We start from the raw sequence: 24,697 nt of genomic DNA on the forward strand, positions 1-24,697 counted from the left end.
GGGTTCAGGCGCCGCGCGGGTCGTCCTCCGTCCACGGGCGCAGCTTCTCCGGGTTGCGGACCGCCCAGATGCGGGTGATCCGGCCCTCCGCCAGCTCGAACGCCGCCACCGTCGCGGTGCGCCCGCCGTGCTGGGCGACCAGCCCCGCGCGGCCGTTGACGGTCCGTTCGAGGAGCACGAGCCCGGGGGCCTTGTCGGCGATGTGGATCAGGTACTGGGCGATCCGCTCGCTGCCCCGGACCGGGCGCAGGGCCGCGCCGGCCAGTCCGCCGCCGTCGGCCGTCATCGTGGCGTCGGGGGCGAGCAGGGCGACCAGGGCCGCGATGTCCCGGGCCTCCCAGGCCTCCTTGAAGCGCCGCACCAGACCGGCCTGCGCGCCCCTCGGCACCGTCGGGGCCTGCGCGGCCCTGATCCGGCGGCGGGCGGAGGTGGCCAGCTGCCGGCAGGCCGCCGGGGTCCGGCCGACGATCTCGGCGACCTCGGGGAAGGGGTAGCGGAAGACGTCGTGGAGGACGAACGCCACCCGCTCGGCCGGAGTCATCGCCTCCAGCACGACCAGGAAGGCCATGTTCACCGACTCGTCCAGGGTCACCCGGTCCGCCGGATCGGACGGTCCGCCGCCGTCGCCGCCCGGCCCCCCGATCCACTCGCCGCGGTCGGGCAGCGGCTCGGGTATCCACTCGCCCACGTAGCGCTCCCGGCGGGCCCGCGCCGACCCGAGCAGGTCCAGGCAGACCCGGGAGGCCACCGTGGTCAGCCAGGCGCCCGGCGAGGCGACGGCCTCCTGCTGCGTCCGCGACAGCGCGTACCAGCGGGCGTACGTCTCCTGCACCGCGTCCTCGGCCTCGGCCAGCGAACCGAGCAGCCGGTAGGCGAGGTTGATCAGCTGCCGCCGCTCGCCGACGATCACGTTCGGTTCCGGTACGGACCGCTGCTGCCCCGGCTCGGACGGGATGTTCATGGTCGGGGCCACTCCCTGCTTCCTCTCGTCCGCGGGCCTCACACTTCGCCGGCCTGTGTCGTCGGATGAGCGGGACACTACCGATCAGCTGCCGCGAGGCAGAAGAGGGGAGCACATCATGGCCATCGGGATGACGGCGGGGGCGACGACGGACACCACGGCGGGGCAGCGCACCCACACCTTCCTGCGGGTCTCCGTCGCGCTCCAGACCGTGACCGTCCTCCTCCAGGCGGTCTCGGCCGGCCTGCTGCTCTCCACCTCCTACGGCGAGCAGCTGCACGGCATCGGCGCTCGGGTGATGTACGGGGCCTCGATGCTGTACGTGCTCGCCGCCGTCCTGGCCTGGCGGCCTGGCGGCGGCTCGCCCCGCCCGATCCTCTACGCGTCGGGCTTCCTGGTGCTGGCCTCGGCGCAGGTCGTCCTGGGCGTCGCGCACGTGCCGTCGGTCCACGTCCCCCTGGGCGTGCTCGTCTTCGGCCTGAGCGTGGCGGTGCTGGTGCGGACGCCGGCCGCCCGCTTGGTGCGGCGGGCGGCCGGCCCCGGGGCCTCCTGACACGGCCGGCCCCGGGTCTTCCTCATGCGGTCGGCTCAGGAGCCGAGGGTCCAGCTCTGGCCGGAGGCCGGGCGGGTGGTGACGGGGGTCCCGGCGGTGCCGGCGCCCGCGTCGAGGGCGAGCCCGGTGGCGACGTTGGTGACGGTGACGGTGCCCGCGGCCGAGCCCTGGGTCAGCTTCCACTCCTGCCAGGGGTTGCCGGGCGACAGGTCGAGCAGGTAGGCGCTGTAGCCGGCCGAGTTCCCGGCGGAGAGCACGGTGTGCCGATGGGTGCCGGTGGCGCAGTTGTCGGTGATCCGGACGGTGCCGTCGGGGTTGCTGGTGAAGGTCCACTGCTGGGCCGGGTCACCGGGGCGCACGGGCTCCAGGTCGGTGATCGAGCCGAGCGGCGCGGTGCAGGAGCCGAGCAGCGACAGGGCGAGGCCGCCGCTGGTCAGCGTGTGGTACTTCCCGTCGTCGAGGACGCCCGACCCGCCCGCCGTCTTCGGGGTGAGCCGGTAGAGGGCCGCGCCGTGGGCCGGGAGCGAGGCGCCGAGCGATCCGGTGACGGTCGAACTCGTGCCCGTCCACAGCTCCTTGGCCTGGTAGCCGGAACCTCCGAGGCCGAGCTCGGTCAGGCTGGTGGTGACGGTGCGTCCGGCCGACGGGTCCTGGTTGACCAGCAGCACGGCGGTGTCGCCGTTGGCGAGCTGTCGCTTGAGGACCACCGGCGCGCGCCCGTCGGCCGGCTGGGCGCCGACCAGCGTGGCCGGCTTGGCGAGGCTGTCCTGGTCGATGGTGATCACCTCGCGGTTCTTCAGGATCGCCAGGCTCGCGTCGTTGATCCCGGTGGACCAGGTGTAGCCGCCGTCGCTGTGCTGGGACTGCGCGGCGGTGCGCAGGTCGGCGCCGGAGATCAGCGGCGCGGCGAGCATCGCGAGGATCGAGGTCTCGGTGCGGGACTCGTCGTCGGTGAAGGGCTTGTGGCAGACGCAGGTGTCGGTGGTGCCCCACAGGCCGTAGACGTCCTGCCAGCCCGTGAACATCATGTCGAGGTCGTTCCAGCTGCCCGGGCGGACGTTGCCCGGGTACTCCAGCGCGGTGCGCAACTGCCCGTTCCAGAGCACCCCGTCGAGCTCGCTGCTCCGGTCGCCGCCGATCCGGCAGAGATTGGCCACCTGGCCGCACCAGATGCCGGTGGGCGCGTAGCCGGGCGCGTGGAAGGGGGCGGTGCCGGCGGCCTGGACCACCGGGTCGGTGCGGGCCGGGTCGTCGGCGGCGAGCAGGTACGGCAGCCCGGTGTGGACGGGCTGGGCGGAGACGCTGAGGGTGACCTTGGGCCTGCCCTGGGCGGCGGAGGCGGCGTCCAGCGCGCGCTGGAAGGTCTGCACCCGGGCGTAGATCGACCGGGTCAGCTCCTTGCCGACGCCCTGGGTGCCGTAGTTGTGCCCGTCCGGGCCGGTGATCGCCGGGCCGTAGGGGCAGTCGTCGTACTTGACGAAGTCGACGCCCCAGGAGACGAAGTCGGCCGCGTCGGTGGACTCGTGGCCGAGACTGCCGGGGTGCATCTGGCAGGTGAGGTAGGTGTCGGTGGCGTAGAGGCCGAACTTCATGCCCTTGCTGTGGGCGTAGTCGGCGAGGTACGCGATGCCGTTGACGGTCTGCCCGTTCCAGGAGCGGGACGGGAAGTGGTCGGGGCGCGGGATCAGGTGGCCGGAGGTGGGGTCGTTGCCGGTGCCGTCGGTGCCGGAGACGGGTTTGCCCTGGTTGTCGTAGAGCTGCATCGCGCCTTCGGGGGTGCGCACGATGTCGGTGCTCTGGCCGTCGCGGTGCCACAGCGACCAGCCGTCGTCGATGGTGACCGTGTCGTAGCCGGCCGAGACCAGTCCGTTGGCGGCCATGAAGTCGATGGTCTGGACGACCTGCTCCTGGGTGACCTCGGTGCCGAGGGAGTTCCAGGAGTTCCAGCCCATGGGCGGGGTCAGGGCGTTGCCGTTGCCGAGCGCGGCGGCCGGGGCGGCCGTGCCGAGGCCGACGGCTCCCAGCCCGGCGGTGGCGAGGGCGAGGGACAGCAGGGATGCCGCGAGACGGCGGCGGGTTCGGCGCATGTGCGCACTCCTGAGGGTGTGGGGTGACCGGTTCGTCAGGAAAGCTCTCTGGGGGGAGAGGAACGCGGCCGGCCGGGTGGGGCCGGCCGGCCGCGGGTGGGGGGTGTGGGGGTCAGTCGGTGACGGCCGCGGTCGCGGAGCGGCCGGGGGCGAGGGTCACGGTGGTGCGGGTGTAGGTCACGCCGTCGACGGTCGTGGTGCGGGCCTCGCGCTGCGTGCCGTCGACGGTGACCCGGGCGTGCTGCCCGGGGAAGCGGGCCTCCCAGGTGAGCGGCTCGGTACCGGTGTTGGTGACGGTGCTGCGCTGCGCGCCGTCGTGGCGGACGGTCACCGTGCCGCCGCCCACCGGGATGCCCGCGACCTGGAGCCAGCCCATCGAGGTCGGCAGCTGCGAGGCGGTGGTGAGCGTGTGGCCGGCGGCGTCCGGGGTGACACCGAGCAGGCCCTGGACGGTCTGGGAGAGCAGGGTGAACGGGACCTCGGGGTAGTCGCCGTTGAGCATCGCGCCGCTCACGTGCGGCTCGCCGGTGCTCTCGTAGATGTGCCGCATCCACTTCCAGGCGGTGGTGCCGTCGTGGTTGGCGAAGAAGGCGTCCGGCAGATAGGTGTAGGCCTCCAGGTTGGCCGAGCGCTCCGGGCCGGAGTCGGCGGCGTCGATGGCGGCGAGGTGGCCGTCCCGGCGCGGGCCCGGGTCGAGCAGCTGCTTGACCGGCATCAGCACGCTCGCCTCGTAGCCCCAGCCGGCGATCGCCTTGCCGGTGGTGTCGTAGCCGTGGACGACCTCGCCGGGCTGCGAACCGTCCACGCTCCAGGTGGAGTTGACGTACGTGCGCAGCCGGTCGGCGGCCTTGCGGTAGTCGGCGGCGGAGGCGGCGTCGCCCCGGGCCCCGGCCAGCGCGGCGGCGGCGAGGTAGGCCTGGTACTGGGCGCCGACCGCGTCGCCGGCCTCGGCGTAGGTGCGGGTGGCGTTCTCGGCGTAGCTGGCGGTGCCGGCGAAGATGCTGCGGCTGGTGGCCTGCGGGATCGGCACCCCGCCGTTGTCGACCGGGCCGGGCCGGGCCGCGATGAACGGGCCGAGGGTGTTGCGGACGTACCGGCCGAGGCCCGGGTCGTCCGCGTAGTCCCGGTCGCCGGTCCAGCGGAAGGCCTCGCCGGCCTGCTGGACGAGCTCGAACGGAGCGGGGAGCTCGCGGACGAAGCGGTCCGGGCTGCGGTAGTCGATGGCGGCGTAGCTGCGGGCGTCGAAGTTGAGCGCCCAGACCGGGTAGAGCCGGTTGACCTCGGTGGCGGAGGCGGCGAAGCCGCGCAGCATGGTCTTGTTCTCGGCGTCCAGCCCGAGCAGGTGGGCGCCGACCAGCTGGTGGGCGAAGTCCCGGCTGTAGAAGGCGGATCGGAACGGGTAGCCGGCCCAGTAGGAGGCGTCGTAGGTGGTGGTGCCGGTGCCGGCCGGGTGGTTCTCGTCCTGGTCGAGCACACCGGTGGCGCCGGGCTGCTGGACCCAGCTGTTGGCCTTGGTCTTGGCCCAGTCGAAGAGCGCGACGACCTCGGGGTCGGAGGAACTGATCACCGGGTCGTTGGGGGCGGACGGGGCGACGGCGGCGTCGTCCACGTTGACCCAGCCCGTGGGGGAGGAGTCGATGGTGAGGGTCAGCCGGTCGCCGGGGGCGACCCGCACCCGGGGGAGGGTGTACTTGGCGTAGGTGGACTGCTCGGGCAGCGGCAGGGAGCGCACCACGGTTCCGTTGACGCTCACCGAGAAGCCGCCGCCGGCGCCGCCCGTCGCGATCCAGGCGGACAGGTCGTAGGTGCCCGCGGTGGCGGCGGTCACCTGCTGGCTCACCGCGTAGCCGGTGCCGGCGTCGAGGTAGGCGAGGCGGCCACCGCCGTGCGGGTTGTTGGTGGCGGTGCCGGTGTGGGCGGTGAACGTCCAGCCGTCGGAGCCCTGCTCGGAGCCCTGCTCGAAGCCGGGGTCGGCGAGGACCAGCGGCTCGGTGCGGGTGAGCGTCCAGCGGTGGGCCGGTCGGTTGTCGCAGTGGTGGTTGACCGGGGCCGGGTCGGCGGTCAGACAGGCGCCGGTGCCGCGGACGGTGAGGGTGTAGGTGCCCTGCGGCGCGCGGGAGACGCTGAAGCGCTCGGCCTCGGGGGAGGAGCCGCAGTCGGCTGTGGCGGGGTGGCCGTCCGGGCCGCCGAGGGTGAGGCAGCGGCCACTGGCGGCGTTGACCAGCAGGTAGTCGCCGCCGCTGCGGCGCAACTGCCAGCGCTGGCTGAGCAGCCGCCCGCAGGCCGCGCCGATCACCGGGGTGCCGGGGGCGGGCTGGGCGAAACGGGGGCCGAGGCAGGAGCCGTCGAGCGCCGAGGTGAGCTGGTAGTTCCCGCCGTCGACGAGCGGTACTCCGGCGGCCGCGGGAGCCGGGGCGGCACCGAGGGCCTGGGCGGTGAGGACGGCCAGGAGGGCGAGACCGGTGGGTAAGGCGCGGGGGCGGGGCGGCATGGCGGAGCTACCTCCGGTCGGTGAGTGGGGTGGTGACATTGGAACGTTCAAATCACTGGGAAGCCAGGGTTATGATGCATCGCATGTGATGGGTGACATTTCACATGGTTGGCTCGGTCGCGTCAACGGGATGTGCGGTGACGGCTTCCGGGAGGTGACCGGGAGAAGCCGTGAAGGCCCCTGCCCGACGGGGGTGGGCAGGAGCCTTCACGTCCTGGTCGCGGTCGGGGCCCCGGTGGCGGTCGGGGCCCCGACCGGGCTCGGCGCGGGACAGGGCGCCGAGCCGGACGGGGCGTGGAGCTGGACGGGGCTCAGTGCTTGAGGGCGGCGAGCGTTTCGTCCAGGCTCGGCGTGCCGGGGCGGGGCCGGTTGTAGGGGAGCTTGGAGAGCATCGAGCCCATCGCGCAGGTGTTGGTCAGCGCGGAGAACGCCAGCCCGCCGCCGACGGCGGCGGAGACCCAGCGGGTGCCCGGCAAGGCGCGGCCGACCAGTACGCCGGCAAGCACCAGCGAGCCGGCCACCAGTCGGACCTGGCGGTCCAGTGCCCACACCCGGCGGGCGCCGGCCACCTGGTTCAGCGGCCGTCCGGCGTTCGCCCAGGCGTTGGTGCCGCCGGTCAGGGTGAGGGTCGGGACACCGGCGTCCGCCAGCTGGCGGCAGGCGTTGTCGGCGCGCGGCCCGGCGGCGCACACCACGGCGATCTCGCCGTGCCCGGCGGCCGCGCGCAGCGTGGGCAGGGCGTGGTCGAGCTGGTCGAGCGGGATGTTCACGGCGCCGGGGATGTGGCCCGCGGCGTACTCGCCGGGGGAGCGGACGTCGATGAGGGTGAGCTGCCCGAGGCGGGGCTGGAGCTGCTCGACGGTCAGCGGCGTGGTCATGGGGCTGTGGGGTCCTTCCGGGAAGGGGGGGGTGGTGGGGGAGACGGGGTCGGGGGTGCCGGGCGTCGGCCCGGTGTGGTGGCCGGCTCGGTGCGGAGATCGGGCCGCTGCGGTGATCAGCTCACCGTGGTGATCAGCATCAGCGCGGCGACGGCGAGCAGGGCCACGGCGAAGGCCTTCTGCAGGGTGCGCCCGCTGAGCTTGTCGGCCAGCCGCTTGCCGTCCCAGGCGCCGAGGATCGCGGCTCCGGTGAACGGCGCGGCCACGGCCCAGTCGATCGCGCCGGTCGCACCCAGGCGGGGCAGCAGTGCGGCGAGCGAGTTGGCGGTGATGACCAGCAGGCTGGTGCCGACGGCCTCGGCCATGGTGAAGGCGAGCACCGAGACCAGGGCCGGTACGGCGAGGAAGCCGCCGCCGACGCCGAGCAGTCCGGTGACGGCGCCGAGCCCGGCGCCCGCAGCCGTGGACCGGCCGATTCCTGAGGCGGAACGTTCCTGCGTCTGTGCCTTGGGCGGCCGCAGCATCCGCCAGGCCGCGAGCGCCGCCAGCAGCGCGAAGGCGCCGGTCAGCAGGGCGCCCGGCAAGCGGGCGGAGAGTGCTCCGGCGGCCGTGGCGAGGGGCAGTCCGGCGGCGGCGAACAGCGCGCCGGTGCGCCAGCGGACCCGGCCCGCCCGGGCGTGGGCGAGCAGTCCGGTCAGCGAGGTCGCGGCGACGATCACCAGGCTGGCCGTGGTGGCCAGCGCCGGGCTGAAGCCCAGCAGGTAGACCAGGGCGGGTACGGCCAGCATGCTCCCGCCGCCGCCCAGTCCACCCAGGGCGAGCCCGACCACCGCACCGGCGGCGAGCGCCAGGAGCAGCGTGGTCATATCACGTGTCCGGGGCTGCCGCCGGGCGTGGTGACCGGCAGTCCGGCCTCCGCCCAGGCGTTCATGCCGCCGGCCACGTTCAGCACCTCGACGCCGCGCTGGGCGAGCAGCTCCGCCGCGCGCTGGGAGCGGTTGCCGGAGCGACAGATCGCCAGCACGGTCCGTCCGGCCGCCTCGGGCGGCAGCGGGACACCGGCGACCAGTGCGATCAGCGGCTGGTGCAGCGCGCCGGGGGCGTGCCCGGCGGTGAACTCGGCGGCCTCCCGGACGTCGAGCAGCGCGGCGGCGCCGGTGCGGGCGAGCCCGTGGGCCTCGGCGGGGGTGGTCAGCCCGGGGGTGCTGTGGCCGGGGGTGCTGTGGCCGTGGGGCGCGGACCCGTGGGCGTGCGACGGCAAAGGCATGTGGTGTCTCCAGTGGTGCAGACCGGACCGCAGTGGTCCGGCGGGTCGGGGGCGGCGCGGCTGTCCGTACGGGCCCGGTGGCCCGGTACGGCGGTGTGACCGGCGCATCCTCGGCCTCGCCCGTACTGGCTCGCAGGCGGCGGCTGTCCCTCTCGATGGCTCCACCATAGTACCCCCGGGGGTATTATCGAAATCGTTCGGCCATACCCCCGCCCGTATCGGCCCCGAAGCCATATGCTCGGAAACATGCCGAGGGGGGTATCACGATGGCGCTGTGGCGCCCACGTCGCCCAGGAGGGTTCCCCCGTGTACTTCGCCCAGTTCTACCTCGACTGCCTCTCCCAGGCCTCGTACCTGATCGCCGACGAGCACACCGGCCGGGCCGTCGTGGTCGACCCGCGCCGTGACGTGGACGAGTACGTCGCCGAGGCCCAGGCCCACGGCTTCACCGTCGAGGCGGTCATCAACACCCACTTCCACGCCGACTTCCTGGCCGGCCACCTCGAACTGGCCGACCGCACCGGTGCGTGGATCGGGTACGGGCGCCGCGCGGAGACCGATTACCCCATCCGCAAGCTCGCCGACGGCGAACGGATCGAACTCGGCGACGTCACCCTGCAGATCATGGAGACCCCCGGGCACACGCCCGAGTCGATCAGCATCCTGGTCTTCGAGCAGCCCGACGACACCGTCCCCTACGGCGTGCTCACCGGCGACGCGCTGTTCATCGGCGACGTCGGCCGCCCCGACCTGCTCGCCTCCACCGGCGTCACCGCCGGCGAACTCGGCGCGATGCTCTACGACAGCGTGCACCGCAAGCTGCTGGGCCTGCCCGACGAGACCCTGGTCTTCCCCGCCCACGGCGCCGGCTCCGCCTGCGGCAAGAACCTGTCCACCGACCGCCAGTCCACCATCGGCCGCGAGCGCGCCACCAACTACGCCTGCGCCCCGATGGACGAGGCGGCCTTCGTCGCGCTGGTCACCGATGGCCAGCCCACCGCCCCCGGCTACTTCGGCTACGACGCCGACCTCAACCGCCGCGAACGCGAGCTCTTCGACCCGGCCGCCGTCCGCGCGCTGACCGGCACCGAGTTCCTGGCCCGCCGCGCCGAGGGCGCCGTGGTGGTGGACGGCCGCGACCCGGCCGCCTTCGCCGCCGGCCACCTCGCGGAGTCGATCAACGTCCCCGCCGACGGACGCTTCGCCGAGCAGTCCGGCACCGTGCTGGCGCCGGACCGCGAACTGCTGGTCATCGCCCCGGAGGAGCGCGGCGCCGAACTCGTCACCCGCCTCGCCCGGATCGGCTTCGACAAGGTCGCCGGCCACCTCGCCGACCCGCAGGACGTCTTCCGGGCCCACCCCGAGCTGATGCGCCAGGGCGCCCGGCTCACCGTGCACACCCTGCGCGAGGAACTCGCCGGCCCCCGGCCCCCGCTGGTCGTCGACGTCCGCGGCGCCGCCGAACGCGAAGCCGGCGCCGTCCCCGGCTCGCTCCACCTCCCGCTCGCCGAACTCCCCACCCGCCACGGCGAACTGCCCACCGACCGCCCCGTCGTCCTCCACTGCGCCGGCGGCAGCCGCTCCTCCATCGCCGCCAGCCTGCTCCGCCGCCACGGCCACCCGCAGACCTACGACCTCATCGGCGGCTACGGCGCCTGGGAGGCCGTCCCGGAGGCGTGACCCCACCCCGCCCGAGACTGCACCAACCGTCCAGGCCCACCCCCTACCCGGCCCGCGGGAGTTCCTGAAGGCTGCCCCGCCACCTGCCCCCAAGAGGCCGGCCCAACGGAGCCCCGCCAGGAGGGCGGGGGCACGGCCGCAGCGGACGCGGTTCAGACATGACGTGGGTCGGATGCGCGGTCGCGTCCAGGTCCCGGACTCGGCGGTTGGCGTGCTCGATCACCGCGAACGCGCACAACCGGGCCCTGGACAGGGTGACTGTCTCGAAGAAGTCGCACGCGAGGAGCGCGTCGCGCCTCACGCACCGTCGGCCCGACAGCCGCCGCATCACCAACTCCCCTGCTGTCGGGCCCGGCAGCACCGCCGGTACCGGATGGGCGACGTGTTCACCAGCCGCGTCGACCCTGGCGAGGATCCGTGGCCGGCGAAGGCGCGTGCCTGGATGAGTTTGAGGACTTTCACCCCCGATTGGCGGAAAACCATAAGAAAACGATTAAATTCGGGCATGCGGAAGCTTCACCTACCCTCACGCTTGCCACGCATGGCGGTCGTCCTGAGCCTGCTCGGCGGCACCCTGCTGACGGGCACTCTCGCCGCACCGTCAGCCCAAGCCGCCGTCAGCTTCACCAAGACGGTGGACAAGGCGAGTCCGGCGCCCGGCGAGAACGTCACCTACAACCTGCGGTACACCTGCTCGGTCACCGAGTGCGTCGGCGGGCTGATCACCGACACCCTCCCGGCCGGGATGGAGTTCGTCGGCTGGATGCCGGACCCCTCGACCGTCGACGTCGCGGGCTCGACCGTGCCGGCCGTCGGCAGCGTCGGCGGCACCCTGACCGTCAAGCTGCTCGATCTCCCGCCCGGCACCACCGCCGTCGCCAAGGTCGTCCTGAAGTACCCGAACTTCACCACGGCCAACGGGACGAAGAGCACCAACAGGGCCGTCCTGACGGCCGACGGCGAGCAGCCGCAGACCGGCACCGCCGACACCACCGCCGTCGTCCAGCCCGACTACACCGTCACCAAGGGCGTGCAGACCAGCAGCCAGGACGGCCGCAAGGTGACGTACCAGTTCAGCGCCTGCTCCCAGGACGGGGTGCCCAACGTCGACCTGGACGCCGCCCGCCTGGTCGACACCCTGCCGCCCGGCGCGGTCGTCGACACCGGCCGCTCGCCCGGCTGGAAGCAGGACCCGCCCGGCTCCACCACCTGGGTCTACGACATCGGCGCCTTCCGGGCCGGCAACCACCAGGCCGGCTGCCGCAACCCCGGCGTCCTCGTGGTCGACTACCCGCAGGCCTCGTTCCCCAGCGGCACCAAGTCGCCCAACAGCGTGGTCCTCCAGGGCGACCCGCTCGGCCCCGACCCGATACGCGACCTCTCCACCGCCACCGCCGAGAGCCCCGTCTTCCAGCCGCCCACCACCGGCATCAAGGTCGCCGCGTCCAAGGTGTGGCAGCAGAGCACCGCCTCCGGTGACGTGGCCACGATCGCCCTCCATGCCGGTAACACCGCCGGCCCCGCCACCAGCCTGATGATGACCGAGCCCGGCGACGGCACCACCGCCGGCCTCTACAACTGGCTCGCCCCGCAGGCCATCCAGCTGGAGGCGTGGAACCCGAACTGGATCAACCTGCGCCTGGACTACCGGCTCGACAACCAGTCCTGGTACACCTTCACCCCGCGCCAGCCGCTCAACGGCTCCACCCAGCGGCGGATCACCTTCGCCGAGGGCACGGGCGACCCGGCCAACGACGTCCTCGGCATCCCGAAGGGCCGCCGCCTCGACGGGCTGCGCTTCACCTGGACCGGCCCGATCCCCACCGGCTGGAGCCCCGGCAACGCCGTCCTGCTGAGCACCCAGGTCCTCGCCACCGGCCACGACGGCCGCCCGGCCCCCGCGCCGCTGCACAACTGCGTGGACGTGCTCGGCACCGACGCGCGGGGCGCGACCTCGACCGCGGCCGCCTGCGCCGACACGACCGTCAAGGCCACCACCAACCTGGGCGCCGAGAAGACCACCGCCGCCGGCGCCGTCCTCTCGCCCGGCGCGGTCGCGACCTTCCGGGTCACCCCGTTCAACCGCACCGGCCGCACGCTCGACCGGCCGCTGGTCCTCTACGACCTGCTGCCCCCCGGCATGGTCTACGTCGACGGCAGCGCCCGCCCCGACCCGAGCCGGCCGCACGCCCCCGCCCCGCAGTCCGTCACCGTCCTGCCCGGCCCGGACGGCCGCCAGCTGCTCAAACTGACCTGGCCGGCCGGCAGCCCCGACATGACCTACCTGCACGACGACCTGGCCTACCGCACCCTGATCGACGTCCAGGTAGCGGGCAGCGCCCGCCCCGGCACGCTCACCAACGACGTCTACGTGACGGCCGAGGGCAAGGGAGACCCGGTCTCCTGCTTCTACTACGGCTCCGACAGCGGCGTGAAGGACGACCGGGACCTCAACGGCGACGGCGACGCCACCGAGACCATGTGCCACGCCTCCTCGCAGGTCGAGGTGCAGGTCCCGGCCGTGCTGCGCTCGTTCAAGGAGGTCAAGGGCGACCTCGACAAGGAGTACGTCAGCATCGGCGCGGCCACCCCGGGCGGCGACGTCTCGTACCGGATGACCGTGCGCAACGACTCGCCCGACCCTGTCACCGAGTTCGTCGCGTACGACAGGATGCCGGTGCGCGGTGACGCGTACGTGCTGCGGCCGGACATCCCGCGTGGTTCCGCCTGGCGGCCCTCGCTGGTGAAGCCGCTGGTCTCCAGCGACCCGACCGTGAAGATCGAGTACACCACCGCGGCCGACCCGTGCCTGCCCGGCGAGCTGGCCTCGCCCGGACCCTGCGACAAGAACGCGACGTGGAGCACGGACTTCCCCGGGCCCGGTGCCGCCACCTGGTTCCGGGTCAGCCGGCCGGGCGCCCTCGCGCCCGGTGGGCTGTTCACGCTGACCTGGCCGACGGTCGCCTCGATCGACGCGGGCGAGTCCGACTTCGCCTGGAACAGCTTCGCCTACACCGCGACCGACGCCACCGGACACCCGCTGCTGCCGGCCGAGCCCGCCAAGGTCGGCGTCGGCGTGAAGTGGCCCGCCCCGCCGGACAACGCGCTCGGCGACCTCGTCTGGAACGACCTCAACAAGGACGGCGTCCAGCAGCCCGGCGAACCCGGGGTGCCTGGCGTGCGCGTCGAGCTGCTCGACGCGTCCGGCCGGGTCGTCCGGGACAAGGACGGCAAGCCCGTCGAGACCGTGACGGACGCCACCGGGCACTACCTGTTCGACAGGCTGCCGAACGGGGAGTACGCCGTCCACTTCGACCTGACGACGATTCCGAAGGACGCCAAGGTCACCGTTCGCGGGGCCGGGAAGGACCGCGCCCTGGACTCCGACGCGGACCCGCAGACGGGTGCCACCCAGAACGTCAAGCTGACGGGCGGCACACGGAACCTGGACCTCGACATGGGACTGGTGACGACGGAGGAGCCGACTCCTACTCCTACTCCGACGCCTACGCCGACGCCGACGAACTCGCCGTCTCCGACGGGTTCGCCGACGCCTACGCCGACGCCGACGAACTCGCCGTCTCCGACGGGTTCGCCGACTCCTACGCCGACGCCGACGAACTCGCCGTCTCCGACGGGTTCGCCGACTCCTACGCCGACGAATTCACCGTCGCCGTCGGGCGGCCCGTCGAACGCCCCGTCGTCGAGCGAGCCCCCGAGCACGGGTGAGCCCGGCGCGCCGTCACACGATCCGCAGCAGCCGTCCCCGGGCCAGGGCGGCAGCGAGCTGCCCCACACCGGTGGGCCGGGCCTGCTGCCGGCCGTGCTCGGTGCCGTAGCCCTGGGCTTCGGCGTGCTGTTCACGGTGATCGCCCGGCGCCGTCGGGGCCGACACAGCTGATCGGTCCACCGGAGCACCATGAACGACCGCGCCCGCCGACACCGTCGGCTGGACAGGCCCCCTCGACGCCCTGGCGCCCGCATCCCAGAGGATGCGGGCGCCAGGGCTACCCCGGTAAGCAGGTCCGGCTCATCGGCCAAGGGGGGTGCGATTCCCCTGGTCACCGAACTCCACGAGATCAACCCCAAGGCGACGGTGCTCGTGGTCGGCTGCGAGGAACCGCTGTGCAACATCCACTCCCCGCCGGAGAGCGTGAGCCTGTCCGAGTACGCGGCGAGGACGCTCGCCGAGTGCTACCTCCTGCGGAACCTGGCCCTGCCCAAGGGCGAACAGCCCGCGGGGCTGGAGGCCATGGTTTCCACCGCGGTGCCCCTGGCGTCGTAGGTCACGCCGTGGAAGCGCCCCCGGACGCCGTGGCTCTCAGTCGGTGTGGGCGATCTTGGAGTTGACCGCGCACCACTGACCTTTCGTCACGTCCCCGGTCGTGTTGTCCGGGACGTCGAAGGCCGCCACGGCACCTGGCTGGAAGACCACGACCATGCTGGAGCCGCCGTAGCTGAAGTAGCCCAGCTCGGCACCCTTCTCCAGCTTCTGCCCCGGCTCGACCCCGATGGTGAGCGAGGAGATCTCGGTGATGCCGATGGGCATCACACAGACGGTACCGATGGGGTCGGAGCTCTTGATGAAGATCAGGGCCCGGGCGTTGACCGAGGCCTCGTAGACCTGCGACTGGATTCCGGCGTCCGGGTCGTGGCCCGCCGATTCGAGTTCGGTGAACGTCAGTCCCTCGACCACCCGGGTGCTGATGACCGTGCCGCCGACCGGGGCGTGCCAGCGGTGGTAGTCGGCGCCGGAGAGGAACGACTGGTAGACGTCGCCTCCGACGAAGCCGTCCGTCAGATCGCTACCGTCCAGCATGTCGTAGAGGGAATAGCGCTGGCCCTTGACCCAGAACTCGTCGGTGCGCTGCACGTTCCGCTGGATCCTGACCACCTTGCCGTCGTTCGGGGCGACGATGACCTCGGGGTCCCCGGCGCCCGCGACGGGGCGCTTCTCGGGTCTGATCTCCCGGTGGAAGAAGTCGTTGAACGACAGCAGCCCGCCATGGGGTTTCTTCGGATCCACCTCGAAGTCCCCGAGCTTGAGCTCCTTCCAAGCCGCCGGCGACAGCCACTGCTCGTCGGTGAGGACCCAGCAGCTGTCCGGACTGTCCAGATACCTGCACCACTCCCGCAGGATCCCCAGGAGCGCCCTGTTGAGGTCCCGGTTGCGGAAGGCCGCCTCGCCGGCCGGCGTGAACATCATGTCGACGAACAGGGCGGACATCGGGAAGTGGACCTTGTCGAAGTAGCGTGGGGCCCAGCTGACGATGATGTCGAGGTGGTCGAGTAGATCGGGGACGTCGCGCACCCCGTCCTTCCGGTACTCCTTGGCCTGCTCGATCATCAGGGTCACGTACATCCGCACCACCGGATCCCGGTCGATCAGCCGTGCCAGCTCGGCCACCGAGTCGTGCCGGACGAGGATGCGCTGTGTCCGCCGCCGCTCGACCTGCTCGCCGAGCTCGTCCAGCCAGGCGTAGACGATGTTCCGGTCCTGCGGCAGGTATCCGGCGACCTGGCCGAACGAGTTCTGGTAGCGGGCCTCGACGGCCTGGGCGGAGTAGCGGTCACCGTTGACGGTCGTCACGGGGCTTCCTTCCTCTGGATGGGTTGACCGGGCAGGGTGTGTGGTGAGCCGACCTCTGCGGAGAGAGCCACGCCCTCCCGGCCCGCGGCGCCCGGGGCCCCGGCTCGCCCTCCACGCCCACGCCCATGCCCACCGTCTCCGTCTCCCCGGGGGCTCGCGATCGGCCGTGCTCCATTGTCGGTAGGCGAGCCGTCCGGGCGGCGTAAGCGCCCCGGAATGTCCGAGCCCCCCGCCCCTTATCCCTTCCCCGAGGGGCTCGCGGCAGGCGAAGAGTCACGGGCGGGTGGATCGTAGGCGATCCGAGTGCCCTTGTGGCGAGCCGGCGAATCCGTGTATCGGATGGTCGATATGGCCGCGATGGTCGTTCCTTGACCCTGAATTTCTGTCAACTGGCCTCCTATCACAGAGGAGTTGAGGATGCCGGGCGCCGCCGAGTATGCGAAGTCCGACAAGAATGCGGCCAATGTGGCCATTCCGCGGCCTTCCTCGACGCGGCGCCCCGGTCCCGGACCCGAGAACAAGGCCGCCGCCCCCGACTGCGTCAAGAACTGTCAGCGGCTGCCGAGGTGACGCGGGGGGCAAGGGGGCGCAGGTTCAAATCCTGTCGTCCCGACTGTGAAGTCGGTTGTGAGTGGGCATTTAGGGATGGCTTACGACGAGTGTTTTGACCCATTTTATCGAATTCATCACCAAGGTGCATGGCCCGAAATGCCTGGAAGTTCTGCATTGGTGGGAACATTTCTCCGCATTGCTAAACCAGGCGGAATTCACCGCCAAGAAGCGGATCGAACGGTCAGGCGGGTTGGCACCCGGGGCGCGGGTGGCTTCGGTGTGTCGTGGCTCGGGGGCAAGGCCGAGGGCCCGGCAGACGTCCCTGGCCCGGAGTCCTTCTCCACCGCAGGGCGCCTACTCCGTCCCAGCGCCGGCCTCACCGCCTTTGGGGCGGCGCGAGCCGCGTCGTGCGGCGTGGCTGAAGCGGTGAAGGCCTCAGGCTCCTAGCCTCTCAGAGGTCGTGGGCTCCTCCCCACGGCGCTCTTCGAGCAGCTCAAGGCGGACGAACCATGGCCCTGACACTGATCGACAGCTTCACCGTCGACCATCCCCGCCCCCACGAAGGCACGGTCCGGTTCCTGTACGGGGATCTGACACAGCTGGCACCGGACGATGCGGTCGACGTCCTCGTCGTCTCCTGTCGGCCCGACGACTACACCCCGGCACACGGAACCCTTCTCGAAGCGCTCTCCAAGGCAGGCATCTCCGTCGAAGACCTGGCGAAGAAGAAGGAGGCCGACTACAGAGAGCAGTTGTCCTGCTGGATCTCACAACCGGTGACGAACACCGGGGTCCAGTTCAAACGGATCCTGGTCTTCGAACCGAAGGAGACGGGCGCCGACACCGTGGCATCCGTCTGGAAGATCTTCCAGGCCTTGGCCTGCTTCTCTCCCACCGACCCGGTACGCGTCGCGGTGCCCCTGGTGTGCGCCGGAGCGTGCGGGGCGAAAGCGGCCGACGTACTGTCGGCACTCACCTGGGCCGCAGCGCACCACGAATCGCTGGGCACCGGAACGCTGTGCGCCGTGAACATCGTGGCGTTGACCGAGGATCTCGGCAAGCAACTCAAACCCACGTTCACCGGGATCAAGAACGACTACGCCAACGTGTTCTGCCTGAACCTGCCCGACAGCAAGAAACCTCCCTACTTCTACCGCACGTTCGTCGCGGACGCACAGACCCGGGTCGAAAAGCTCCGGCAGGCCGGGCAGCTGCCCCTGTCGGTGACCCACCGCCAGGCCCTGGCGGTCTGCATCTACACGACCAACTACTACCAGGCCATCAACTCGGTGTTGTACAGGAAGAATCCCACCGACCCGGAGTACCGCCAGATGTTCCCGCTCGTCGAGGCCATCGACTCCGGCCTGTGGAACCTGAAGCTCCACCCCGGGAAGGTCTACCGCGGTGCAACCATGGAGCAGTCGGAGATCGACAAGCAAACGGTGGGCCTGACCACCACGAACAAGGGCTACACGAGCGCGACCAAGACCGCGTCGGTCGCCGAGGGCTGGCCCGGGAACGTCAAGTTGACGCTCGACAGCGAATCCGGAGTCGAGGTGTGGAACTACTCGGCCTATCCTGACGAGGACGAAGTGCTGTTCCACCGTGACTTCAGCTACAAGCTGGACAAGAAGGAGCAGGAGAGCTCCTCCCATCTCTGGCGCTTCACCGCTCACGAGATCCTGACCAAGTGGTGTGGAGGGTCGGACAATGCCTGAGCTGACACCGGATTCGGCCCGCGAGATCATCGCCCTCTACCGCCCGGCGCCGGAGGCCGCCGAAGCCCAGGCTCCCCTTCCCCTGGGAATGACCTCTGCCGAGCACTTCGCTGTCGGGTCCTCGGCCCTCGGGCTGACCGAGGAGGGGTTCGACTGGATGAACTGGGCCCCTTACCAGGACCGTCGGATCTCGGATCCCGAGTTCATCGCCGGGGCCGACACGCAGACGCTTCGCCGGATCACCACCGCACACCTGCGGATCGACCGCTTCGTCGACGGTCACCTCGAAGAGATCGACCGGACGGGAATCCTCGCCGGGATCGTCGACCGCCTCCGTGCACTGGAGGAGAGCGGCGAGCTCTGAGCCGCCGTCCACGACCGGGTGAACCGCACGGCCTCTCTCGGAAATCCATGACGCGTTTTCGCACGGCGCACCGTCGGTACCGGCCCCCACGGCCAGGCTCTGCCTGGTCCTGGCCGGGTGTGGGGCGGGCCGGAGCGTTGCCGACACGCCGACCACCACGCCGACGACCGGCCACACGCCGAACTTCGAATCGGACTGGTCATTCCCCACGGAGGAGCCCGTCAAGGACGTCGAATTCCGGGATATCGTGCTGGAGAGCTCCGGCGGCGGGAACGTGTTCTGGTCCAGCGAATTCGATTGCGCGCAGCTCAAGGAGACGACCGACCACTCCTACATCGGCATGCAGGAGGCCATCGAGGGCGGGCAGTTCCTGTGGTCCATCCGGACCGGCAAGACCGCTGGGGCCGGCACACCGCCAACGGCGGCCAGTACACCGCGACGCCGTCCTCGGATGCCCGGACGGATGACGCCATCAACGACCTCTACGTTCTCGAGGACGCCGCCTCCCGGCTACGAGCTGATCGACGTCGACCTCAACAAGGAGGCGGGCGGGAAGTACGTCTACCTGTGCTACCGGAACTGACGTGATGCCGGGTCCCGCCGGACTCGTGGCAGGACCCGGCCTTGCTTCACCGGGAGGGGCGCCCTGACCGGGTCAGGCCGGCGCGTCGGTCAGGCCGGTGGGGACCTGCCACTGCCTGCGGCGGCCCTTGTTGGTCAGCAGCAGCCCCTCTTTGAAGACCAGGAGGCTGAGTTGGCTCGCCAGTTGCGCGAGTGGCGGCAGGGTGTCGCCGGCCTTGGCATAGCCGAGGTTCGACAGGCCCCCGGCGCTCAGTCCGAGCTTGGTGAGGCTGTCCGCCGGGGGCACCGCGATGACGTCGGCGGACCTGTCGCCGATCAGGTGCCGGATCAGGGTCGGACCGGCACCCGGCGGGAACGGCAGCACCTCCCGGATGAAGTCCAGGACGCCCTTCGTCAGCACCCGTCCGGCCTCCGACGGCCGCTGCTGGCGGCGGATGATGGTGTCCAGCAGGGCCTCTCCGTCGCCGAACTTGGCCGGATTGAGTTGCTCGTCGACGCCCAGGACGTGGCCTACCACCCGCCAGATGTGGAAGTAGGCGTCCCGGTCCTCGGGCAGCAGGTCGACGCCCAGTCGGGCGAGGCCCTGCGGGATCAGCACCGAGAAGGTCAGCAGGGTGCCGGCCAGGTCCTCCTGGTTGACCGGCACCCCCGACTTCGCGGCGTCCCAGTCGCCGAGCTGGGACACGTGGTAGCGCATGGTGGCGTGCAGCAGGCGGATCTTCTGGGCCGAGCGGAGCCCGCGCCCGCTCGGCCCCAGGCCGTCGTTGTCGAGGACGTCGACGACGAACTGGGAGGTCTCCGCCAGGCGTCGGAACACCCCGGAGGTGAGGCGCTGGGAGCGGACGAGCACCTCGGCCCCGTTGCCACAGGTGTAGCAGAGCGGGAGCGAGCCGCAGAGCAGGATCGAGCTGATGAGGGGCTGGTAGCGGCCGAGCAGTTCGTGACCACGGTCCATCAGGGCCCGGTCCGCCCAAGGCGGCAGGACGGCCGTCTCCTCGAAGTACCGCTGTAGCGCGGGCGGCAGCCCGGCCGGGACGGCATCGCTGTTGCGGCCGAAGCCGAGCAGCGCCTGCCGCACCTGTTCCTGCTGCCCCAGCTCGTACGTCTCGGCGATGGCGGTGTCCCCGAGCGGGTCGCCGACGGTGCGCATCCGGTCGAGCAGTTCATCCGTCCAGCCGTTGACGGCCATGTGGTCCTCCTTCGAATCCTGATGGTGCTGCGTATGCGTACCACAAGGCTGAGGGGCGGAAGGCGGCCTCACCTGAACGAGGGCGCGGCGGCATTCGACGAGGAGTGCGACTCCGTCCGGATGACGCTGGCTGCCGCGACTGAACCCGTTCCCGGTCGGCCCCGTGTCGCGATGCGCCAGGGCTCCCCGCCGCATCCACTATGTACGCGATCAAATGACCTGTGCGGTCCCGTCGAGGACGTCGGACTCACCGGGCCCGGCGCCCGCCTCCTGAGCACGAGGGAACACTGAACGCCCCATGGTCATCCGCCGATCCGTCACCCACCTCGCCGTCTCCGTCCTGCTGCTGGCGGCCCTCGCCGGGCCGCTCAGCCCGTCGGCGTCCGCAGACGACTCCGATCCGGACGCACCGGAGGGCACTGTCGCCCTGGAGAGCCTGGCCTTCCAGGCGGCCGACACCGTCACGGCGGTCCTCTCCTACAGCTGCCTGCCCGACACCGCCACCTCCCTGACCGTCGGCTTCGAGCAGGAGCTGGGCGACGAGGAGGAGGCCGCCGGCAGCGCGGACGTGGATGACATCACCTGCGACGACACCGTCCGCAGCCTGACCGTGGACATCCCGAAGAGCGAGGGCGGCCTGGACTTCGAGGAGCCCCTCGGCGGCCACGTCGTCATCGCCCTGAACGGGGACGACACCCCGGTGGTCGAGGAGGACTTCACCATCGACTCCTCCGGCCGGCGCTCCCTCGGCCGGGCGAAGACCAAGTACCGCTGGAAGAAGGCGACCATCCCCTACCTGGTCGACTCCAAGCTCTCCAAGGACCAGCAGGAGGACGTCAAGGACGCGATCGCCCACTGGCAGCAGAAGACCCCCATCAGGTTCGTCGCCCGGACCGCCGAGAACGCCAAGAGCTACCCCGACTACGTGCAGTTCCAGCCCAGCAAGGACGGCGGCTGCAACTCCGAGGTCGGCCGCGTCGGCGGGCGGCAGACCGTCAACATCGCCAACTCCGACTCCTGTGACGCCGTCGAGCTCATCCACGAGATCGGCCACGCCGTCGGTCTCTATCACGAGCAGGAGCGCCCCGACCGGGACACCTACGTCAAGATCTCCTTCGACAACATCCAGTCATCCGAGAAGCACAACTTCCAGATCCAGAAGAACGAGAGCACCTTCGGCACGGACTACGACTACGCGTCGATCATGCACTACGGGACGAAGTCGTACTCCAAGAACGGCAAGGACACCATCACACCGCTGAAGAAGCTCCCCGCCGGACTCGTCCTGGGTGAGACCACCCAGCTGTCCGCCGGCGACATCGCCGCGGTCAAGGCCATGTACAAGTAACCGGGTGCGGACCGGGCCGGGCCCCTCGACACGGCGCTCGGTCCGGCAAGTGGGGCTGGGTCGGTACATCTTGTCCCGCTGCTGGTGGTGGATCTTATGGAGTTCTTCCTGGCAGGTTGGCAGGCCGAGGTCGATGTGCTGCTCAGGCTGAGCCAGGCGATGCAGTCCAGGGCCTTTACCTGCCCGGCCACTTCATCGCCGGCTGGCCCCGTACGGACCGGGACCAAGGCGGTGTAGCGGGCCGAGGTGGTGTTTTCGGCCCCTGATGGTTGGTCAGACCGGTCAGCAAGAGGTCAGCATCGGGATGAGTACACCCTGTCGCACACGCGAACACATGAGAACACTCATCATCCATGTGGGGTTCCGACGGGACGTCCGGAGGCCTGCTCGGGGGCCTCTCGTGCGACTCGGGCGAGATCGTTTCAGACTCGTCGCACGGCAACCCCGACAGTTGATCGGCGAGGCATCTCCGCAGGTCAGCGCATCCATGTCCAAGGCGTCAGCCGTGCCTGCCGTGCGGCTGACGCACGCCCGGTTATCCGCTCAACCACGTGCCTCGCCCCGACCTCACCGTCTTCCCCTGCCCAGCTCCCACCTGTACGTTCTGCCTACCGGATCGGTCGAGATACTTCGCCCAGTTCTACCTCGACTGCCTCTCCCAGGCCTCGTACCTGATCGCCGACGAGCGCACCGGCCGGGGCCGTCGTGGTCGACCCGTGCCGTGACGTGGACGAGTACGTCGCCGAGGCCCAGGCCCACGGCTTCACCGTCGAGGCGGTCATCAACACCCACTTCCACGCCGACTTCCTGGCCGGCCACCTCGAACTGGCCGACCGCACCGGCGCCTGGATCGGGTACGGGCGCCGCGCGGAGACCGATTACCCCATCCGCAAGCTCGCCGACGGCGAACGGATCGAACTCGGCGACGTCACCCTGCAGATCATGGAGACCCCGGGCCACACGCCCGAGTCGATCAGCATCCTGGTCTTCGAACTATCCGAGGACACCTTCGTCCGCATCGTCACCGCCGGCCAGTCCGCCGCCCCGCCTACGTCGGCCACGACGCGGCCCTCAACCGGCAGGACCGCCCGCTGCTCGACCGCACCAACGCCGCCCGTCCGCTGCGCCCCGAGGGCTTCAAGGAGGCCCGCGCCACGGGCGCCGTCGTCCTCGACGCCCGCAGCCCCCAGGACTTCGGTGCGGGACACCTCCGCGGCTCCGTCAACGCCCCCTCGACGGCCGGTTCGCCGAACAGGCCGGCACCGTCCTCACCCCCGACAGCACCATCGCGATCATCGCCCCGCAGGACCGCGAGGACGAGGTCGTCACCCGCCTCGCCCGCATCGGCCTCGACCGCATCGCCGGCTACCTGCGCAACCCCGGCAACGCCCTGCCCGCCCTCGCCGACGACCTCACCCCCGCAACCGCCTCACCGCCGATGGTCGTCCACTGCGCCGGCGGCCACCGCTCCTCCATCGCCGCCAGCCTGCTCCGCCACCACGGCCACCCCGACGTCTCCGACCTCCTCGGCGGCTACACCACCTGGCACACCCTCACCCACCCCGCCCAGGACTGAACCCGGCGGCCCCGGCCCACCCGTTCTCGGCCGCGGGGCGATCCCGAGGGTTGTTCCCGCCACGTGGCCCCCAGGACACCAACCCATCGGCGCGCCGTCCGGGGGCCGGGGCACGGCGACGGCCGACGCGGGTTGGGCGTGATGCCCCCGGGGGCGGTGGTTCGTGCAGCCCAACGAGGGCGACGCCCAGGGTCAGGCCTCGGAGCGGTCCGGGGCAGTGCGCCCGTCCGATGTGACGGGCTCTGGGCTGCGTGCCGCCGGTCGGGTGTCGCGTTGGACGGGGATTTCGAGGCGCCCGCGCCTTCCCCGCCGCACCTGCTGTGCGGTGGGCTTCGTCGATCACGCCGATGTCAAACTCCGGTATGTCGTGCAGCAGTTGGGAGGCGCTCGCCACGCCGAGACCCTGGTACGTGCAGACGATGGTCACCGGGCCGGGGACGGACATGTACCGGGCCGGGTCGGCAGGGGAACTGGCCACCGTCCAGTCCTCGGGCAGGCGAGCGGTGGAAGCGAGCACCGGGTCTCGTCGGCCCAGCGCAGGCCGATCGAGGCGGTGACGATGTCGTCCAACTCCTGCTCGGTGACCACGCCCTGGGCGACCAGGTGCACGCACTCGCGGAACAGGGCGGACTGCGGGCGGTTGGCGACGAAGCCGGGGATGCGGCCCGGCGCGCCGACGATGTGAACCGTCCGCACGGCACCTTCCCGTCCGGGCCGGCCGGCCGCGCATCACCCGCACGCCGATCGACCGGCAGGTGATCACGCATCCGGGCACCGTCGGCCCACCGCCGGATGAGCCGGTGTCCGGCGGCTCCCGTCGTCGCCGAGCGTGCCGCCCGCGTGCCTGTGGTCCGCCGGGTGGCGGTGCGCGGCTGCCTCCACGGCGGCATGGTGGCGGTCGGTGACGTTCACGACGGAGACCGCGAGCCCGAGGGTGCACCCGGCCGGGTCCGCCGGCCGGCGGGGCGGCACCGTCCAGGCCTGGTTGCTGTGCGGGTCGGGCGGGGTGCGTCGACGAGCCGGCGCGACCGGCGGCACCGCGACCGTGGCCGCGGCTTCAGGCGAGGCGGGCCAGCAGGATGCGGCCTCCCTCGTAGACGCCGCCGTCGACTGCGACGACCCGGCCGTCGGCGTACCGCAGGACGTCCCGGACGTCGTCGGGAGCCATGCCGAAGCCCCTGATGAGCGTGCTGTGCCCGTGCACCAGCACGTCCCCACCGAGGGTTCGCAGCATGGTCGACACGGGGTCGTCGGTGTGCGCGGACCCGGTGCCGCGGAAGGCGCCCCGGTCCTTCAGGCGGTCGCAGAGCTCGAGCCATCCGGCGGCGTCCGGGCGGTTCAGGGCGGCGGACACGGCGCTGTTGACGTCCGCGACGGTCGAGCCGAACTCCAGGTACCGGACGGTGTCGGAGTGGACGAGGAGGTGGTCGTCGACGAGTGCGACCGCGGGAAGCGCGGTGATCCAGGCGGTGATCTCCGGGGTGAGGCGGCGGAGATCCTCCTCGCGGCCGCCGAACCGTGCCCAGCCGGCCCGGAAGCCCCCGGGCTGCTCCCACCCGGGGACGGGTGCGGTGTCGAAGCGGTGGGCGGCGAGCAGTTGCGCCTCGTGGTTTCCCAGCAGTGCTCCCACGTCGCCGCCGACGGCCGCAGCCTCCGCTGCCAGTCTCCGGATGTCCTCGATGACGCCGATGCCGTCCGGACCGCGATCGACGTAGTCGCCGAGTAGCCACAGCCGGGCGCTGCCCCCGGACCACCGTCCCTGACCGTCGGTGAGCCCCGCGTTGCGGAGTACTTCCCGGAATTCGGAGCGGTGACCGTGGATGTCGGCAGCCACGTACAGGGGGGTGTTCGGATTCGGCAC

At 71.5% G+C, this 24,697-nt stretch carries 17 protein-coding genes and 2 pseudogenes; 9 read left to right on the forward strand and 10 right to left on the reverse strand.

What is annotated here, in order from left to right; genetic code table 11:
- Window positions 1–4: 4 nt before the first annotated feature.
- The gene (sigJ, locus tag ABZ449_RS12315; protein WP_360344425.1) at window positions 5–961 is read right to left on the reverse strand and encodes an RNA polymerase sigma factor SigJ; all 957 of its coding nucleotides are present in this window, start codon (window positions 959–961) and stop codon (window positions 5–7) included.
- Window positions 962–1,079: 118 nt separating this feature from the next.
- Here sigJ and ABZ449_RS12320 point away from each other — a divergent pair, with 118 nt between their 5' ends.
- Entirely contained in the window at window positions 1,080–1,514 is a 435-nt protein-coding gene (locus ABZ449_RS12320; protein WP_360344428.1) for a hypothetical protein, read from the forward strand.
- A gap of 35 nt (window positions 1,515–1,549) precedes the next feature.
- Here ABZ449_RS12320 and ABZ449_RS12325 read toward each other — a convergent pair whose 3' ends face one another.
- The 5 genes from ABZ449_RS12325 to ABZ449_RS12345 all read right to left on the reverse strand — a co-directional run bounded on the left by ABZ449_RS12325 (window position 1,550) and on the right by ABZ449_RS12345 (window position 8,237).
- Window positions 1,550–3,601: an alpha-galactosidase gene (locus tag ABZ449_RS12325; RefSeq protein WP_360344431.1), complete on the reverse strand. Its 2,052-nt coding sequence runs from the start codon at window positions 3,599–3,601 to the stop codon at window positions 1,550–1,552.
- 112 nt (window positions 3,602–3,713) lie between these two features.
- Window positions 3,714–6,092, reverse strand: a complete 2,379-nt coding sequence (locus ABZ449_RS12330) for an RICIN domain-containing protein (RefSeq protein ID WP_360344434.1) — start codon at window positions 6,090–6,092, stop codon at window positions 3,714–3,716.
- A 311-nt stretch (window positions 6,093–6,403) separates the two neighbouring features.
- Window positions 6,404–6,970, reverse strand: a complete 567-nt coding sequence (locus ABZ449_RS12335) for a rhodanese-like domain-containing protein (protein WP_360344437.1) — start codon at window positions 6,968–6,970, stop codon at window positions 6,404–6,406.
- Between the two features lie 116 nt (window positions 6,971–7,086).
- Complete coding sequence (locus ABZ449_RS12340; protein ID WP_360344440.1) at window positions 7,087–7,836, reverse strand: sulfite exporter TauE/SafE family protein; 750 nt, start codon at window positions 7,834–7,836, stop codon at window positions 7,087–7,089.
- Entirely contained in the window at window positions 7,833–8,237 is a 405-nt protein-coding gene (locus ABZ449_RS12345; RefSeq protein ID WP_360344443.1) for a rhodanese-like domain-containing protein, read from the reverse strand. Before ABZ449_RS12345 ends, ABZ449_RS12340 begins: the two co-directional genes overlap by 4 nt.
- 306 nt (window positions 8,238–8,543) lie before the next feature.
- Here ABZ449_RS12345 and ABZ449_RS12350 point away from each other — a divergent pair, with 306 nt between their 5' ends.
- The 3 genes from ABZ449_RS12350 to ABZ449_RS12360 all read left to right on the forward strand — a co-directional run bounded on the left by ABZ449_RS12350 (window position 8,544) and on the right by ABZ449_RS12360 (window position 14,202).
- Window positions 8,544–9,917, forward strand: coding sequence for a rhodanese-like domain-containing protein (locus ABZ449_RS12350; RefSeq protein WP_360344446.1), 1,374 nt, complete (start codon window positions 8,544–8,546; stop codon window positions 9,915–9,917).
- A gap of 541 nt (window positions 9,918–10,458) precedes the next feature.
- Window positions 10,459–13,818 carry an SdrD B-like domain-containing protein gene (locus ABZ449_RS12355; protein ID WP_360344449.1) on the forward strand — a complete coding sequence of 1,120 codons (3,360 nt, stop codon included), beginning with the start codon at window positions 10,459–10,461 and terminating at the stop codon, window positions 13,816–13,818.
- Between the two features lie 195 nt (window positions 13,819–14,013).
- Entirely contained in the window at window positions 14,014–14,202 is a 189-nt protein-coding gene (locus ABZ449_RS12360; protein WP_360344452.1) for a hypothetical protein, read from the forward strand.
- A 36-nt stretch (window positions 14,203–14,238) separates the two neighbouring features.
- Here the strand turns inward: ABZ449_RS12360 and ABZ449_RS12365 are convergent, their stop codons facing one another.
- Window positions 14,239–15,507 carry a phophatidylserine decarboxylase associated domain-containing protein gene (locus tag ABZ449_RS12365; RefSeq protein ID WP_360344455.1) on the reverse strand — a complete coding sequence of 423 codons (1,269 nt, stop codon included), beginning with the start codon at window positions 15,505–15,507 and terminating at the stop codon, window positions 14,239–14,241.
- 1,061 nt (window positions 15,508–16,568) lie between these two features.
- Between ABZ449_RS12365 and ABZ449_RS12370 the strand changes: the two genes are divergently transcribed.
- The 3 genes from ABZ449_RS12370 (at window position 16,569) to ABZ449_RS12380 (ending at window position 18,724) form a co-directional block, all read left to right on the forward strand.
- A complete protein-coding gene (locus ABZ449_RS12370) occupies window positions 16,569–17,777 on the forward strand; it encodes an ADP-ribosyltransferase (protein WP_360344458.1) in 1,209 nt (402 codons plus the stop codon).
- Window positions 17,770–18,141, forward strand: coding sequence for a DUF6508 domain-containing protein (locus tag ABZ449_RS12375; RefSeq protein WP_360344461.1), 372 nt, complete (start codon window positions 17,770–17,772; stop codon window positions 18,139–18,141). Before ABZ449_RS12370 ends, ABZ449_RS12375 begins: the two co-directional genes overlap by 8 nt.
- A 247-nt stretch (window positions 18,142–18,388) precedes the next feature.
- A complete protein-coding gene (locus ABZ449_RS12380; RefSeq protein ID WP_360344464.1) occupies window positions 18,389–18,724 on the forward strand; it encodes a hypothetical protein in 336 nt (111 codons plus the stop codon).
- Between the two features lie 72 nt (window positions 18,725–18,796).
- Here the strand turns inward: ABZ449_RS12380 and ABZ449_RS12385 are convergent, their stop codons facing one another.
- Complete coding sequence (locus ABZ449_RS12385; RefSeq protein ID WP_360344467.1) at window positions 18,797–19,912, reverse strand: oxygenase MpaB family protein; 1,116 nt, start codon at window positions 19,910–19,912, stop codon at window positions 18,797–18,799.
- A 298-nt stretch (window positions 19,913–20,210) separates the two neighbouring features.
- Between ABZ449_RS12385 and ABZ449_RS12390 the strand changes: the two genes are divergently transcribed.
- Together ABZ449_RS12390 and ABZ449_RS12395 are read left to right on the forward strand one after the other, a co-directional pair.
- Window positions 20,211–21,260, forward strand: coding sequence for a M12 family metallopeptidase (locus ABZ449_RS12390; protein WP_360344470.1), 1,050 nt, complete (start codon window positions 20,211–20,213; stop codon window positions 21,258–21,260).
- 671 nt (window positions 21,261–21,931) lie between these two features.
- A pseudogene (locus tag ABZ449_RS12395) lies at window positions 21,932–22,836 on the forward strand (rhodanese-like domain-containing protein).
- Between the two features lie 528 nt (window positions 22,837–23,364).
- Here ABZ449_RS12395 and ABZ449_RS12400 read toward each other — a convergent pair.
- Window positions 23,365–23,496: pseudogene (locus ABZ449_RS12400) on the reverse strand (3-hydroxyacyl-CoA dehydrogenase family protein); the annotation flags it as partial.
- Between the two features lie 397 nt (window positions 23,497–23,893).
- Window positions 23,894–24,697 carry a metallophosphoesterase gene (locus tag ABZ449_RS12405; RefSeq protein WP_360344473.1) on the reverse strand — a complete coding sequence of 268 codons (804 nt, stop codon included), beginning with the start codon at window positions 24,695–24,697 and terminating at the stop codon, window positions 23,894–23,896.

The sequence above is a fragment of the Kitasatospora sp. NPDC005856 genome, from assembly GCF_040629945.1.
GTDB lineage: Bacteria > Actinomycetota > Actinomycetes > Streptomycetales > Streptomycetaceae > Kitasatospora.

Coding starts and splice junctions, on each gene's coding strand:
- ABZ449_RS12385 (WP_360344467.1), bottom strand. CDS start 19,912: ATGGCCGTCAACGGCTGGACGGATGAACTGCTCGACCGGATGCGCACC.
- ABZ449_RS12320 (WP_360344428.1), top strand. CDS start 1,080: ATGGCCATCGGGATGACGGCGGGGGCGACGACGGACACCACGGCGGGG.
- ABZ449_RS12330 (WP_360344434.1), bottom strand. CDS start 6,092: ATGCCGCCCCGCCCCCGCGCCTTACCCACCGGTCTCGCCCTCCTGGCC.
- ABZ449_RS12345 (WP_360344443.1), bottom strand. CDS start 8,237: ATGCCTTTGCCGTCGCACGCCCACGGGTCCGCGCCCCACGGCCACAGC.
- sigJ (WP_360344425.1), bottom strand. CDS start 961: ATGAACATCCCGTCCGAGCCGGGGCAGCAGCGGTCCGTACCGGAACCG.
- ABZ449_RS12390 (WP_360344470.1), top strand. CDS start 20,211: ATGGTCATCCGCCGATCCGTCACCCACCTCGCCGTCTCCGTCCTGCTG.
- ABZ449_RS12355 (WP_360344449.1), top strand. CDS start 10,459: ATGGCGGTCGTCCTGAGCCTGCTCGGCGGCACCCTGCTGACGGGCACT.
- ABZ449_RS12335 (WP_360344437.1), bottom strand. CDS start 6,970: ATGACCACGCCGCTGACCGTCGAGCAGCTCCAGCCCCGCCTCGGGCAG.
- ABZ449_RS12375 (WP_360344461.1), top strand. CDS start 17,770: ATGCCTGAGCTGACACCGGATTCGGCCCGCGAGATCATCGCCCTCTAC.
- ABZ449_RS12370 (WP_360344458.1), top strand. CDS start 16,569: ATGGCCCTGACACTGATCGACAGCTTCACCGTCGACCATCCCCGCCCC.
- ABZ449_RS12340 (WP_360344440.1), bottom strand. CDS start 7,836: ATGACCACGCTGCTCCTGGCGCTCGCCGCCGGTGCGGTGGTCGGGCTC.
- ABZ449_RS12325 (WP_360344431.1), bottom strand. CDS start 3,601: ATGCGCCGAACCCGCCGCCGTCTCGCGGCATCCCTGCTGTCCCTCGCC.